Genomic DNA, 14,038 nt, shown 5'->3' with positions numbered 1-14,038 from the left:
AATCCTCCCTAAACCTGGCGCACCGGAAGCAGCCGTGCGCCGGTCGCCTTGCTCATCCGCTGCCGGGCAAGGGAAGGCCATGCCTGGACAGCGCAGAAGGGCGCGCACTGGTGCTCCCCGTCGTCGCCCTTGGTTCCGACGTGGACGCAGCATTGGGTGAGCCGTTCCTCGATCATGGTGGACATGTCCATGAAGGGCTTGACCATGATCCGGGTAACCCGCTCGGCCAGGAGCCGGCGCAGGCGCTGCTGCTGGCCCGGAAGCTTGCCTGCCGCCAAAGTGGTCAGCGTTCCGATGCCAAGATCGCACTGCGTGCAGATGTTCTTCCAAAGATCCATGGTCCGTGGGTGCGACAGGGACGACTGCTCACTCAGCAGGTCCAGCAGAGAGGTCTTCATCAGGTTCCGCAGTTCCAGCGGGATGGCGCTGTCAGCAATCCGGTTGGCGATGCTGTCAGGATTGAGTTCGAGCCACGACAGCAATTGGTCGTGGCCTATGAGCGCCGCCAGTGAACGCCAGGTGCCGGCGTCGTCCTTGAGCATGTAGCCCACCGATGCGCAGTGCGGATGGGAGCACGGCAGTGCCGTGAGGTCGTGCCAGGAGACCACACCACCGGTTTGTGACTCGAGCCTGTCCAGGACGCCGGTATGCGTGAGCCGGTCCAGGGGGTCGATGCCGTGCCCGCGCCCGGATCCAAACACGGGCTGCAGCGCCACGCCGCCCACGTACGGGGTCTCCAGGGCGCGCATCACCACGTCACCGATCTCACTGTCGTTGACCCCCAGGGATGCCGTCATGGTCAGGGTTGTGAATATCCCGGCCGCGGACAGGCGGGAGATGGCCGCATCCTTGTAGCGGGTCAGGTCGCCGCCCCGGTGGTGGATTGATGCCTCCCTGGAAGAGCCATCGTATTGGAGGTACACCTCCACGCGGTCACGGTGCCGCGCCAACAGGGCAAGCAGTTCGTCGTCAGTGGCTATCAGCATGCCGTTGCTGTTCACCATGATCCGCACGATCGGCCGGGCCACGAGTTCGTCCAGCAGCTCCGCCAGGTACGGGTACAGCGTTGGTTCACCGCCAGACAACATCAGCACATCGAGGCGGTTGTTCTCGCGTGCCAGGCGGGTATCAATATTGGCCAGCACCTCCTCAAGCGGAGCCACGCCCTGCAGTTGCGGTCCGGAGGCGGTGAAACAGGTGGGGCACTTCAGGTTGCAGTGCTCGATGATGTCCTGGAGCAGGATGCAGGTGTGCTGGGTCTGCATGGGGGGAAGCCCGTAGGCATACGCCTCGGGGATGGGACGGAAATTGCCTGCCCGGTCAGGAACGTGCTGCTTGGTGGGCGCCTGCCATTTCTCCAGGTAGCGAAGGATCTCCGGGGACTCGTCGTAGAGCGTGCGGACCAAACCGTGGTCCGGGCAACCTCGTTCAAGCCACACCCGCCCGCCGTGGATCAGCAGCGCCCCGGACAGCCGCCGGACCTCGCTGAGTGGAGGGTTGGTTTCATGGCAACGGGGGCAGAACGCCGTGACGTAGCGGTGGATCCGGTCACCCCGCAGCGGCTGGCCGGGCCCTGGCAACTCTCGAGACCTCATTGATCAGTGCTCCTTCTCAGACTCTGGTCTGTGCGAGGGCACCCACGCACAGTCCCCCGCCGAGCAACAGGAAGATGCCCAGCCCAATCAGCATCCCCGCCCCGGTCCGCGCGGTATCGGGGCGCACGGCAAGGGCAATGCCCAGTCCCAGGTAGACGGCGATGGGGACAAAGGCAGCGGGTCCGGCCAGGATGCTGGTCGCCCAGGAATTCGGCGCACCGACGCCGATTGTTGCCCAAAGGTAGAGGATGTACAACGCCAAGGCGCCAAATGTGAGGCCCGGGCCCAAGTAGCCGCGCCGCGGTTGCCGCTGCTGCCCCGGGCGGTGGGGCTCCTTCGGAGGGGGCGGAGCCTCCTGGTCATCGTCCATATCAAGCCCGGACCTGGACAAGGAAGCTGATGCAGAGACCGCCGCCGAGCAAGACAAAAGCGCCCAGGCCGATCAGCAGGCCTGCGCCCCAGAACGACGTCCGGCGCCGTACTGCAAGCACGATCGCCACGGCCAGGTACAGGACGATGGGAATGAAGGGCGCCGGTACGGCGAGGACGCTTGCGGACCAGGCATAGGGCCCTTGGGCTATGGTTCCCAGGACGTAGACCGCGTACAGCGCCACGGCGCCAAACACGGCCCCCAGCCCCAGGGACCCGCCCCGTGGTTCGTTGTCCTGGGCGTTCTCTTGCCGCCGTGGAGGAGGCTGCAGTGGCCCATCGGGGGTTTCTCCGCTCATGCCACGGTTCCTTCCAGTGCAGGGCGGACGGGCTTCCTGAACACGCGCCGGACGCGCCAGGCCAGTAAAGGCAGGACCGCCAGCAGGAACAGTTGGGGGCGGCTCAGGCCAAGCCAGAGGACCTCGTTTCCCCGGACGAACTCGACGAAGAACCTGAAGACGGCGTAGGCGCTGACGAAACAGATGAAGAGGTCACCGGGATGGGGCATGGCGTCCCGGTAACGCCACATCAGGGCGAAGGCGGCCAGGTGGAAGGCGATCTCGTAGGCGAAGGACGGATGGAGGGCCACTCCCGCCGGGGCACCGGCCAGCGCAGCCTGGGCAGGGGTGAGGATGATGCCCCAGGATCCGCCGGTGGGGGTGCCCGGGAGCTCGGTGAGGAGGCAGCCCACCCGCCCGATAACCAAGGCCAGGGCCACCGCAGGCGCCAGCAGGTCTCCCGTGGACTCCCTGTAACCGGTCAGCCGTTTGCCAAGGTGGACGCCGAACCACGCCCCCACCAGGCCGGCGAGGATGCTCCGGTCACCGTTGCCCCACCAGTCCGCCAGGGACACCTGCCGGGATACGTCCCAGGTGAGCACGCGGGAGCCGATGCCCCCAAAGGCCACGGCGAAACCGGCGATGGGCCACAAGCGGGGGTCCGTGAGGCCACGGCGGCGCTTCTCATAGGCGTAGAACAAGAGGGCTGCACCGATGCCCAGCCCCACCATGCCGGCATGCACCAGCGCGTTTCCCGCCAGGGGAAGCCCAATCATGGGCAGAGTGTAGCAACGGAACGCCCACCGAATGCGGGCCCTTCGGCCCTTACATGTGGACGTGCAGGCGGCGGGCTGCCTCGGAGATGGATCCGGTGAGCGACGGGTACACGGTGAAGGTGCTGGCGACGTCGTCCACGTGCAGCTTCTGCTTGACCGCGATGGAAATGGGGAAGATCAGCTCGGAGGCGTTGGGCCCCACCACCACGCCGCCGATCACCGTGCCGGAGCCCTTCCGGGCGAAGATCTTCACGAACCCGTCCTTGGCGTTGCGCATCTTGGCGCGGGCGTTGCTGCGCAGGGAGAGCTTGATGACGTCGGCCTGGTACTTGCCGGACTCGATCTCGGCTTCGGAGACGCCCACGTTCGCGATTTCCGGTGAGGTGAAGATGTTGGAGGCCACCTGGTGGAGCTTGAGCGGGGTGACGCCGTCGCCCATGAAGTGCGCCACCGCGATCCGGCCCTGCATGGCGGCCACGGAGGCCAGCGGCAGGACGCCGGTGCAGTCACCGGCGGCGTAAATGTTCGGGGCCGTGGTCCGGGAGACGCCGTCGACCTTGATGTGGCCGCTTTCGCTCACGGCCACGCCGGCCTCCTCAAGGCCAATCCCGGCAGTGTTGGGGATGGAGCCAAGGCACAGGAGGCAGTGGCTGCCGGTCACCTTGGTGCCGTCGGAGAGGGTGACCACCACGCCATCGTCCGTGCGTTCCACGGTCTGGGCGCGGGAGCGGGACAGGACCCGCACACCGCGGCGTTCAAAGACTTCCTCCAGGACCACTGCGGCGTCAACGTCTGAGCCGGGCAGCACGCGGTCACGGCTGGAGACCAGGGTGACCTTGGAGCCCAGGCCGTTGTAGGCTGACGCGAATTCGGCGCCGGTGACGCCGGACCCCACCACAATGAGCTCCTCGGGCAGCTCGTCGAGGTTGTAGATCTGCGTCCAGTTCAGGATCCGTTCGCCGTCCGGGCGGGCCGTTTCCAGCTCGCGGGGGTGCGCGCCTACCGCCAGCAGGATGGTGTCGGCTTCGACGGTTTCGGTGCCGTCCACGGTCAGGACTTCGATCCGGTGGCTGTCCAGGAGCCGGCCGGAGCCTTCGATGATGCGCACGCCCTGTTTCTCCAGGCCGTCGCGGATGTCCCGGGACTGGTTGCGGGCCAGGTTAAGGAGGCGGTCGTTGATGTGCTTGAGGTCGGCGCGCATGACCGGGACGAAGTCGCCGCCGTCGACGTCGAACTTCACTCCCAGCTCGCCGGCTTCCGCGACGCGGGTCATGAGGTCGGCCGTGGCAATGAGGGTCTTGGAGGGGACTACGTCGGTCAGCACCGCGGATCCACCGAGCCCGGCACGTTCGATGACGGTAACGGTCGCCCCCAAAGAGGCGGCCACCATGGCAGCTTCGTATCCACCGGGACCACCTCCCAGGATTGCGATCCGGGGGGAACTGAAATCTGGATGCGTAGTCACAGTCATCCATTCTCTCCCATTTACGGCCGGACCACCAAGAAACCAGGGTGCTTTCCGGGCCTGCCGTGACCGGGGCAACATGGGCGGCAGGATAACTTGTACTGGTGAGTACAACAGACTTCCTGAACACTGACCCGTTCGCCGCCGCCCGCGCCGCCGCGGACTACATTGCGGAAGAAACCGGAGTGGACCGCCATGACACCGCCCTGGTTCTAGGTTCCGGGTGGGGCGAGGCCGCAGACCTGATCGGCGAGACCACCGCCACGCTGTCCGCCGAGGAAGTTCCCGGCTTCCACGCCCCCGCCGTGGAAGGCCACGTTGGCACCATCCGTTCCGTGCTGACCACGTCCGGCAAGCGCGCCCTGGTCCTGGGCGCGCGCACCCACTACTACGAGGGCAGGGGCGTCCGCGCCGTGGTGCACGGCATCCGGACCGCTGCGGCTGCCGGATGCAGCACCCTCGTCCTCACCAACGGCTGCGGCGGCCTCAACGAGGACTGGGCCCCCGGCACCCCGGTGCTGATCAAAGACCACATCAACCTCACCGCCGCTTCCCCGCTGGAAGGCGCTACGTTCGTGGACCTGACGGACCTGTATTCGCCGCGGATCCGCGGGCTGGCCCGGGAAGTGGACCCCACCCTGGACGAGGGCGTGTACGCACAGTTCCCCGGCCCGCACTATGAGACCCCGGCGGAGGTGCAGTATGCCAAGCGGATCGGTGCGGACCTCATCGGGATGTCGACGGCGCTTGAGGCCATCGCAGGGCGTCATGCCGGCATGGAGGTGTTCGGCATTTCGCTGGTCACCAACCTTGCGGCAGGCATCAGCCCCCAGCCGCTCAGCCACCAGGAAGTCATCGAGTCCGGCCAGGCAGCGGGCCCGCGCATTTCCAGGCTGCTGGCTGACATCATCGCCCGGCTCTAACGGGTCAGGCGCCCGGGGTGCGCCACGTGGGCGGGCAATGACGATAGCGTTATGCCCATGACGTCTTCCGATGCCGAACTTCGCCTGCTCACCGAAGCCCGCGAATGGGCTGCCCAAGACCCGGATCCCGCAACGGAGGCGTCGCTCCTGGAGCTGGTCCGCCTCGTGGAGGATGGCGATCCCGCGGCCCGGCAGGAACTGGAAGACAGCTTCCGCGGCACACTGCAGTTCGGCACTGCGGGACTGCGGGCCGCGCTGGGCCCCGGCCCAAACCGGATGAACCGGGTGGTGGTCCGCCGGGCTGCAGCGGGACTCGCGGCGTTCCTGGTGGAGGCCGTGGCCAAGGCGGCGGCCGGCACCCGGCCGCGTGCCGTCGTCGGCTATGACGCCCGCTACAACTCGGATATTTTCGCCGCGGAAACGGCGGCGATCTTCACCGCGGCCGGCATCGAGACCTTCCTGCTGCCGGCAGCCCTCCCCACTCCCCTGTTGGCCTACGCTGTCCGCGCCCTGGAGTGCGACGGCGGCGTCATGGTCACCGCCAGCCACAACCCGCCGCAGGACAACGGGTACAAGGTGTACCTGGGGCGGAACGCGGTAACGGCAGAGGGCGACGGCGCCCAGATCGTGGCGCCGTATGATGCCGAAATCGCCGCGCGCATCAGCGCCGTGGGGCCGCTGGAGTCCATAGCGCTGGCAGGGGACGGATGGACCGTCCTGGACGGCTCCATCGCCGCCGAGTACCAGCGGGCGACGGCGGCACTCGCAATGCCGGAGCGCTTTCCGGCCCGCGATCTCCGGATTGTCCTGACCCCGCTGCACGGCGTCGGCGGCGGGACGGCGCTGGAAGTGCTCAAGGCGGCAAGTTTCACGGATGTCACCGTGGTGGCCGAGCAGGCCGATCCGGACCCCGATTTCCCCACCGTCAGTTTCCCCAACCCGGAGGAACCCGGCGCACTGGACCTTGCCCTGGAGGCAGCGGCGCGGCTGGACGCCGACCTGGTCATCGCCAATGACCCCGACGCCGACAGGGCTGCCGTGGCGGCCAAGGACCCCGACACCGGCGCGTGGCGCATGCTCCGCGGGGACGAAGTGGGGTCCCTGCTGGGCGCCCACATGGTGGCCCGGCTCGCGGACGGCGACTCCCTTGCGGAGGCTGACGGCCGCCGTGTGTTCGCCAATTCGATAGTCTCCTCCCGCCTGCTGGCTCGCATCGCCGCGGCCGCCGGACTCGACCATGAGGAAACGCTGACCGGATTCAAGTGGATTTCCCGGGTCCCGGGGCTGGTCTACGGGTACGAGGAGGCGCTGGGATACTGCGTCGCGCCGGATCAGGTGAAGGACAAGGACGGCATTTCCGCCGCGGTCCTGATCGCCGAACTCGCGGCCACCGCCAAAGCCGCAGGCAAGACGGTCTTCGACACCCTGGACGAGCAGTACCTCCAGCACGGCCTGCATGCCAGCGACCAGCTGAGCATCAGGGTTGCGGACCTGGGACTGCTGGACGCCATGATGAACCGCCTCCGGGTTTCCCCCCCGGAGTCGTTCGGGCAGTCAGCGGTGGAGGTGTTCACGGACCTGGCCGAAGGCAGCGCACAGCTGCCGCCCACGGAGGGCCTGCTCTACATCACCCGGAACCTGACCCGCGTGATCATCCGGCCCAGCGGCACCGAGCCCAAACTCAAGTGCTACCTGGAAGTCATCCACCAGGTGGGCTCCGCCGCGGAACTGCCGGCGGCACGCCAGGCGGCACGCGCCTCGCTGGATGAAGTCCTCCACGACGTGAGCGAGGCGCTGGGACTTTAACCGGGGAAAGGGCGTGCCTCTTCGGCGCGCCCTTACCCTGCGGAAAATCCTAGAGCTCCACCTCGACGAAGCCGTCGCTGACACGGGTGCTGAACGCTGCCAGCCGCAGGCCCGGAGTGGTGAAGCATTCACCGGTCTCCAGATCGTAGACCTCCTTGTGCAGCGGCGAGGCGATCGTGGGGCGGGTGCCCTTGGAGCCGAGGATGCCGCGGGCCATGACGTGGGCTCCGGTGGCGGGGTCCTCATGCGCCACGGCGAAGACTTCGCTGGGGCCGGTGCGGAACAGTGCCACCTGGCAGCCTGCCACCAGGGCGGCCTCGCCCCATGCCGGTTCGAGGTCATCCACCATGCAGACACGGTGCCAGCCGGTCCCGAACCCGGCGGTGTCTGATTCGGCGGCGAGCGCCCCAAGTTCAAGTGTTGCCGTCATGTCCGGCTCCTTTCCCTGTGCCTGTTGTCCCTTGCATTGGCAGCTTTTGCGGCCGTGTCCCACGCTAGGGTCCGGGTGTTTCAAAGGGGTGCGGTGAATGTGTCCGGCGCGTAAAAGAGACCTAACGCGGGCGGAAATGCGTTCGTGATGCAGAAGTTAAGTTGACGAAACAATTGGGAAACTGAGGCGAAACTGCCCCTTCCTAGGCTGGATGCACAAGCTGCAGAGCACCGTCTGCGGCCCATGCGAAAGGCCCACAGTGACCGAACAGACTTCAAGCACAGAGACTCCGCGCCGCATCGTCGTCGCCGGCGGCGGCCCAGCGGCCCACCGTTTTGCGGACGCCATGCATGCCCGCGGCCTCGACGGCTGGCATGTCACGGTCCTCACCGAGGAAGCCCACCTCCCCTACGACCGGGTGGCACTTTCCAAGGCCCTCACCGATGCCGGGGTGGACCTCACCCTGGGCACCGCTTCCATGTGGGACCACGGCTCGCTGGTCCTGAAGACCGGCGAGCGCGTGGTGAAGATCAATCCGGAAACAAAGAGCGTGGAAACCGCCGCCGGCCACAGCTACGAGTACGACCAGCTGGTGGTGGCCACGGGCTCGGACGCTGTACGCCTGCCCATCCCCGGTGCTGAGCACGCCCACGTGTACCGGACGCTTGAGGACGTGTGGGCCATCAACAAGGCCATCGCCGAACTCACCGCAAAGCTCGGCCGCAAGATCAACGCGGTGACCATCGGCGGCGGACTCCTGGGCCTTGAGTCGGCCGCCGGCACCGAGCAGCTCGGCGCCACCCCCGTCGTCATCAACGGGGCTCCCTGGCTGATGAACACCCAGCTGGACGAGGGTGCGGGCCAGGCCCTGGGCCGGCTCATCGAGGCGAAAGGCTTCGAGGTCCACGGCGGTGTGTTCCCTTCCGAGATTTTGGCGGACGACGACGGCCAGGTCACCGGAGTGCTCATGGCTGACGAACGCGTCATCCCGGCAGACCTGGTGATTGTCGCCGTCGGCGTCAAACCCCGCGACGAACTCTTCCGCGCCGCCGAGGGCGAAGACCAGCTCTTCAGCCTGGGCCCCCGCGGCGGGGTGGTCATCAACGATTACTGCGCCACCGAAGTACCGGGCATCTGGGCCATTGGCGAAGTGGCCAACTTCGGCGGCATGTGCCTGGGCCTGGTGGCGCCCGCCAACACCATGGCCGAGATTGTGGCCGACCGGCTCCACGGCGGCGACGCCACCTTCCCGGGTTTCGACACGGCCACCAAGCTCAAGCTCTCAGGCGTGGACGTTGCCAGCTTCGGCGATGCCTTCGCCCGCACCGAACATGCCCTCGAAATCGTCTACGCCGACCCCGCCCGCGGCGTGTACCAGAAGATCGTGACCACCGACGACGCGAAGACCCTCCTGGGCGGCATCTTCGTGGGCGACGCCTCCCCGTACATGAGCCTGCGCCCGCTCCTGGGCCGCGAACTTCCCGCCGAGCCCGGCGCGTTCCTCAGCGCGGCCGGCGGCGGGGACGCTCCGGAAACCGAACTGCCGGACGACGCCACCCTCTGCTCCTGCAACAACGTCACCGCGGGAACCATCCGGGACACCATCAACGGCTGCGGCGCCTGCGAGGGCAACGCCCCCGTCCAGGAGCTGGGCGAGCTGAAGGGCTGCACCCGTGCCGGCACCCAGTGCGGTTCCTGCGTGCCGATGTTGAAGAAGCTGCTGGAAACTGAGCTGACCAAGTCCGGCGTCGAGGTTTCCAAGGCCCTGTGCGAGCACATCGAACTGTCCCGGCAAGAACTCTTCGACGCCATCCGTGTCCTGGGGCTGACCTCCTTCGAGGAGATCATGGCCAAGTACGGCACCGGCGCGGGCTGCGACATCTGCAAGCCCACCATTGCCAACATCCTGGCCAGCCAGAACAGCGCCTACGTGCTGGACGCCGGCCGCGGAACCCTGCAGGACACCAACGACCGTGCCCTGGCGAACATGCAGAAGGACGGCACCTACTCGGTGGTCCCCCGCATCGCCGGTGGCGAGATCACCCCGAAGAAGCTCGGAGTAATAGCCGCCGTCGCCGAAAAGTACGGCCTGTACACCAAGATCACCGGCGGCCAGCGGATCGACATGTTCGGCGCCCGGCTCGAACAGCTCCCGGAGATCTGGAAGGAACTGGTGGACGCCGGCTTCGAGTCCGGCCAGGCGTACGGCAAGAGCCTGCGCACGGTGAAGTCCTGCGTCGGTTCCACCTGGTGCAGGTTCGGTGTCCAGGACTCCGTGGCCATGGCCATCCAGCTGGAGCTGCGGTACCGCGGCCTGCGGAGCCCGCACAAGCTCAAGATGGGCGTCTCCGGCTGCGCCCGCGAATGCGCCGAGGCCCGCGGCAAGGACGTGGGCGTGATCGCCACCGCCGACGGCTGGAACCTCTATGTGGGCGGCAACGGCGGAGCCACGCCGGCGCACGCACAGCTGCTGGCCAAGGACCTGGACGACGAGACCCTGATCAAGTACATCGACCGCTACTTCATGTACTACATCCGCACGGCGGACCGCCTGCAGCGCACGGCCCGGTGGCAGGAAGAGCTCGACGGCGGCATCAAACACGTGGAGGACGTGGTGGTCAAGGACACGCTGGGCATCGCCGCAGACCTCGAGGCTGCCATGGCCAAGCACGTGGACACCTACGTCGACGAGTGGGCTGACACCCTGAAGGACCCCGAGCGCCTGCGCCGGTTCCGCTCGTTCGTCAACGCACCCGACCAAAAAGACGACTCCATCACCTTCGTTCCGGACGAGCGCGGCCAGATGCGGCCCGCCACTGCGGAGGAGAAGGGGAAAGTCCTGATCGGGGCCTCCATCCCGGTCCGCACCACCACGACCACCTCTGGAAACGAGGCATAACCATGCAGCTCAGTATCGACCTCACCGGCCGGGACGTCCTGGTGACCGGCACCCCTGCTGCCGCGCGGCAGGCGGTGCGGCGGTACAAAGCCGCGGGCGCCGTCGTCCACCGCCTCACCAGCCCGTACAACGCCCAGGGCGCCCCGCTGCCCAAAGGACTGTTCCTGGTTGCCGCCGTCGAGGACGGGCAGCCCGGCTGGGCCGGCCTCCTGGACCGCTGCCGGGACGCAGGCATCCCCGTCGCTGCCGAACCTGCCGCCGGTGCCGCCGGGCACGTCACCCTGGTAGGGGGCGGCCCGGGCACCAGCGACCTGCTCACCGTGGCCGCCGTCAAGGCGCTGCGCGATGCGGACGTGGTGTTTTACGACCGCCTCGCTCCGTACCAGGAACTGCCGCTGCTGACGTCCGCGGAACTGGTGGATGTGGGAAAGAAGCCGGGGCACCACAAGGTCAGCCAGTCGGATATCGAAAAGCTGATGGTGGAAAGCGCACTGGCCGGGAACAATGTGGTCCGCCTCAAGGGCGGGGACCCCTACGTGTTCGGCCGCGGAGGCGAGGAAGTAGCCGCCTGCGTGGCCGCCGGCGTCCAGGTCCAGGTGGTGTCCGGCGTGACCAGCGCCATCTCGGTGCCCGCCGCTGCAGGCATCCCCGTCACCCACCGGGAAGTCAGCCACATGTTCACCGTCGTCTCCGGGCATGCACCACTCACCGAAAAGGAGCACCACCACCTGGCCGGCCTGGGCGGCACCATCGTGGTGCTCATGGGCATCGGCACCCTCCACCAGCTCGCCGCCGGCCTTCGCCGCGCCGGGATGCGCCCGGACATGCCCATGGCAGTGGTGGAACGCGGATACCGGCCGGGCCAGCGCACCACCATCGCCGATCTGGGTACCATCACCTCTGCCGCGGCCGGCTGCAGCAACCCGGCCGTGCTGGTCATCGGTGAGGTGGTGCGGGTGGCTGAAGCCAACCAGCAGCACGCCGGTGCCGCCGCCGACCTGGACAGGCTGGCGGCCTCGCTGCTGGGATCATGAAAGGATTGACCCCCATGACTGCACTTGCACCGGCCGAATCACCGCAGGCTGAAGAATCCACCGACGCCGCGGAGTCGCCGCTGGAGGGATTCCGCATCGGCGTCACCTCGGACCGGCGGTCCCGCGACCTGATCGAGGCCCTGGAACGGCGCGGCGCTGAAGTGCTGCACGCCCCCGCACTGAAGATCGCCCCCGTCCAGGAGGACATGCGCCTCATCGAGGACACCCGGGCCATCATCGCGGCCAAACCCGACCTCTGCATTGCCACCACCGCCTATGGCATGCGCCGCTGGTGCGAGGCAGCGGATTCCTTCGGGATCGGCGACGAGCTGCTGGAGACGCTGGGCAGCTGCCGCATGTTCGTCCGGGGACCGAAAGCCCGCGGTGCGGTGCGCGCGGCCGGCCTTGCCGACGTCGGCATCAGCAGCGACGAAACCACCTCCACCCTGGTGGACATGCTGCTCACCGAGGGCGTCCGGGGCAAGACTGTCGCCATGCAGCTGCACGGCTACACCGACGTCCGCCAGATCGAGCGCCTGCGGATGTCCGGTGCCACGGTCCTCACAGTCACGCCCTACCGCTGGGTCAAGCCCGACGGCGAGGACAGGCTTCCGCGGCTGATCGACGCCGCCTGCACAGGCAACCTGGACGTCCTGACCTTCACCAGCGCCCCCGCCGTGGACGCCATGTGGAGCACGGCCCATGAGATGGGGCTCTACAAGCAGCTGGTGGAGAGCCTGAAACTGAACGTCACCACGGCCGTGGTGGGTCCTGTCACGGCGCAGCCCCTCCTGGACGCCGGGATCACGCCGCTCATCCCCGAGCGGTTCCGCATGGGCGCACTCATCCGGCTGGTATGCGAGCACCTGGCACTGAACCACGTCCGACGGCTGGAGACCCGCTCCGGGAGCCTCGAGCTACGTGGCCGCAGCCTGCGCATCGACGGCCGGCAGGTGGAACTGGCGCCGGCTCCCCTGCTGCTCCTGCGCGCCCTGCTGGGCGCCGGCGGCGCGGTCCTGTCCCGCGAATCGCTGTCCGACCTGCTGGAACTGCGCGGCTCCGTCCACGCGCTGGACATGACCGTGAGCCGCCTGCGGTCCTCGCTGCCGGACGGCAAGCTGATCGAAACCGTGGTCAAGCGCGGGTACCGGATCCGCGTCTAGGTGGCTGCGGCCGGGCGCCCAGCGCCCGGCGCGGCGGCTTTTGTGTCGGCGGACGGACGAATGAGAGGTGCGTCACGGGTTCTGTTACCGGCGGGTAAATACTGGCGAACACGAGTCCGCTAAACAGCAACTGAAGGGAAACACCCCGGAAAAGACGCGCGCCTACGCTGTGTTCCATCACGAAGTTCCGGCCGCTTACCGGCCGCCAGCGAAAGGGCCAGCACATGTCCGCTCCGGCACCCTCACCGTCCACCTCCACCGCAACCCGCATTGTCATTGCCGGTGCCGGCCCCGCTGCCCAGGCCCTGGTGGCGCAGCTGGACCGCGCCCGGTTCAGCGGCACCATCACCGTGCTGAGCAACCGCGATGACACTCCCGCCGAGCTGCTGGAGCTGGCCCTGCTGCCCCAGGTTTCCGTACGCTTTGGCCAGCCTGCCAGCCACATCGACGCGGTCAACCGCACCGTGGCCACGGCTGACGGCATGGAGTTCGCCTACGACCACCTCGTCATCGCCACCGGCTCCGCCCCCGTGGCGAACCCGGTGGACGGGGCCGCGCAATGCCTGAGCTATGCCACCATCGACGACGCACCGCGCATCGCGAACTCCGTACAGAAGGTGGCACGGGAGCTGGGGCGGCGCCCGGTGGGGATCCTGGTGGGCACCGGAGCCGCGGCGGGACAGGCCGAAGCGGTTCTGCGGGCCAAGGGTGTCCGGCCCATCCGCACCACCGCCCGCCCTGCCGCCGTCATCCCTGCTGTCGTGTCCGGTGCATCCACCTCCCGGGCGCCCGCGTCCGCCGTGGTCTTCGAGGATGGCAGCAGCATGACCGGTGACCTTGTTGTCCTGGCCGAGGAACGGGTCTCCCGCGACGGGCTGGCCGCCAGCGCAGGCCTGCAGACCGCAGCCGGGGGTGGCATCGTGATCAGCCGGGACTACCGCACGTCTGTTCCGGGGATCTGGGCGATCGGGGACGCGGCAGCGTTCGACGGCGTGCGGCTGGGGCTGCTGGTGGCAGCGGCTTCGGCGGCAGGCGCCTGCGCCACCCAGCTGCTGACGGCGGCAGCGGAAGCGCCGGCCCTGCAGGCGGCCTGAGCGGCCGTGCCCCGCTGCGGGGGCGCCGGGCTCTCCTGGCGCTCCCGGCGCTCCGGGTGGGGCATGCTGCGGTGCGGCCCGCTGTGACAAGATGGTTCCCGAAACCGAGTCAACGCCGGGCCCACAAGGCACTCCGAGAGGACCAT

The 14,038-nt window shown here is 68.0% G+C and carries 12 protein-coding genes; 6 read left to right on the top strand and 6 right to left on the bottom strand.

Translation table 11 applies throughout. The features are described 5' to 3' along the window. Window positions 1-8 precede the first annotated feature (8 nt). The 5 genes from ACWRN3_RS01550 to ACWRN3_RS01530 form a co-directional block, all read right to left on the bottom strand. Entirely contained in the window at window positions 9-1,595 is a 1,587-nt protein-coding gene (locus ACWRN3_RS01550) for a radical SAM protein (protein WP_476739686.1), read from the bottom strand. Between the two features lie 16 nt (window positions 1,596-1,611). Then, window positions 1,612-1,857 (bottom strand): hypothetical protein, encoded by a 246-nt coding sequence (locus ACWRN3_RS01545; protein WP_255174920.1) that lies wholly within the window; start codon window positions 1,855-1,857, stop codon window positions 1,612-1,614. A gap of 109 nt (window positions 1,858-1,966) precedes the next feature. Then, window positions 1,967-2,323, bottom strand: a complete 357-nt coding sequence (locus ACWRN3_RS01540) for a hypothetical protein (RefSeq protein WP_476739685.1) — start codon at window positions 2,321-2,323, stop codon at window positions 1,967-1,969. Further along, entirely contained in the window at window positions 2,320-3,078 is a 759-nt protein-coding gene (locus ACWRN3_RS01535; protein WP_476739684.1) for a prolipoprotein diacylglyceryl transferase, read from the bottom strand. The genes ACWRN3_RS01540 and ACWRN3_RS01535 overlap by 4 nt, the downstream gene beginning before the upstream one ends. 49 nt (window positions 3,079-3,127) lie before the next feature. Further along, on the bottom strand, window positions 3,128-4,543 hold the full coding sequence (locus ACWRN3_RS01530; protein WP_224025491.1) for an NAD(P)H-quinone dehydrogenase: 1,416 nt from the start codon (window positions 4,541-4,543) through the stop codon (window positions 3,128-3,130). A gap of 104 nt (window positions 4,544-4,647) precedes the next feature. Between ACWRN3_RS01530 and ACWRN3_RS01525 the strand changes: the two genes are divergently transcribed. Both ACWRN3_RS01525 and ACWRN3_RS01520 read left to right on the top strand, forming a co-directional pair. Further along, window positions 4,648-5,466 (top strand): purine-nucleoside phosphorylase, encoded by an 819-nt coding sequence (locus tag ACWRN3_RS01525; protein ID WP_159632475.1) that lies wholly within the window; start codon window positions 4,648-4,650, stop codon window positions 5,464-5,466. Window positions 5,467-5,523: 57 nt separating this feature from the next. Then, a complete protein-coding gene (locus tag ACWRN3_RS01520) occupies window positions 5,524-7,272 on the top strand; it encodes a phospho-sugar mutase (protein WP_476739683.1) in 1,749 nt (582 codons plus the stop codon). 49 nt (window positions 7,273-7,321) lie between these two features. Here the strand turns inward: ACWRN3_RS01520 and nirD are convergent, their stop codons facing one another. After that, a complete protein-coding gene (gene nirD / locus ACWRN3_RS01515; protein ID WP_476739682.1) occupies window positions 7,322-7,702 on the bottom strand; it encodes a nitrite reductase small subunit NirD in 381 nt (126 codons plus the stop codon). A 259-nt stretch (window positions 7,703-7,961) separates the two neighbouring features. On the opposite strand from nirD, the gene nirB reads away from it, so the two are divergent. From nirB to ACWRN3_RS01495, 4 genes are all read left to right on the top strand, one after another. After that, entirely contained in the window at window positions 7,962-10,601 is a 2,640-nt protein-coding gene (gene nirB / locus ACWRN3_RS01510) for a nitrite reductase large subunit NirB (RefSeq protein ID WP_476739681.1), read from the top strand. A 2-nt stretch (window positions 10,602-10,603) separates the two neighbouring features. Then, on the top strand, window positions 10,604-11,635 hold the full coding sequence (cobA, locus tag ACWRN3_RS01505) for a uroporphyrinogen-III C-methyltransferase (protein WP_255174912.1): 1,032 nt from the start codon (window positions 10,604-10,606) through the stop codon (window positions 11,633-11,635). 14 nt (window positions 11,636-11,649) lie between these two features. Continuing rightward, window positions 11,650-12,798: a uroporphyrinogen-III synthase gene (locus ACWRN3_RS01500; RefSeq protein WP_324644597.1), complete on the top strand. Its 1,149-nt coding sequence runs from the start codon at window positions 11,650-11,652 to the stop codon at window positions 12,796-12,798. A gap of 224 nt (window positions 12,799-13,022) precedes the next feature. Then, window positions 13,023-13,892: an FAD-dependent oxidoreductase gene (locus ACWRN3_RS01495; RefSeq protein ID WP_476739680.1), complete on the top strand. Its 870-nt coding sequence runs from the start codon at window positions 13,023-13,025 to the stop codon at window positions 13,890-13,892. Window positions 13,893-14,038: the final 146 nt, after the last annotated feature.

It is taken from the genome of Pseudarthrobacter sp. rb, assembly GCF_056389225.1.
Note: the sequence above shows the minus strand (reverse complement) of the source record. Positions and strands in the feature narration are given on the sequence as shown.

Bases quoted from the DNA above. Each gene is read 5' to 3' on its own strand.
- cobA (WP_255174912.1), top strand. From the start codon at position 10,604: ATGCAGCTCAGTATCGACCTCACCGGCCGGGACGTCCTGGTGACCGGC.
- ACWRN3_RS01535 (WP_476739684.1), bottom strand. From the start codon at position 3,078: ATGATTGGGCTTCCCCTGGCGGGAAACGCGCTGGTGCATGCCGGCATG.
- ACWRN3_RS01520 (WP_476739683.1), top strand. From the start codon at position 5,524: ATGACGTCTTCCGATGCCGAACTTCGCCTGCTCACCGAAGCCCGCGAA.
- ACWRN3_RS01550 (WP_476739686.1), bottom strand. From the start codon at position 1,595: ATGAGGTCTCGAGAGTTGCCAGGGCCCGGCCAGCCGCTGCGGGGTGAC.
- nirD (WP_476739682.1), bottom strand. From the start codon at position 7,702: ATGACGGCAACACTTGAACTTGGGGCGCTCGCCGCCGAATCAGACACC.
- ACWRN3_RS01540 (WP_476739685.1), bottom strand. From the start codon at position 2,323: ATGAGCGGAGAAACCCCCGATGGGCCACTGCAGCCTCCTCCACGGCGG.
- ACWRN3_RS01495 (WP_476739680.1), top strand. From the start codon at position 13,023: ATGTCCGCTCCGGCACCCTCACCGTCCACCTCCACCGCAACCCGCATT.
- ACWRN3_RS01500 (WP_324644597.1), top strand. From the start codon at position 11,650: ATGACTGCACTTGCACCGGCCGAATCACCGCAGGCTGAAGAATCCACC.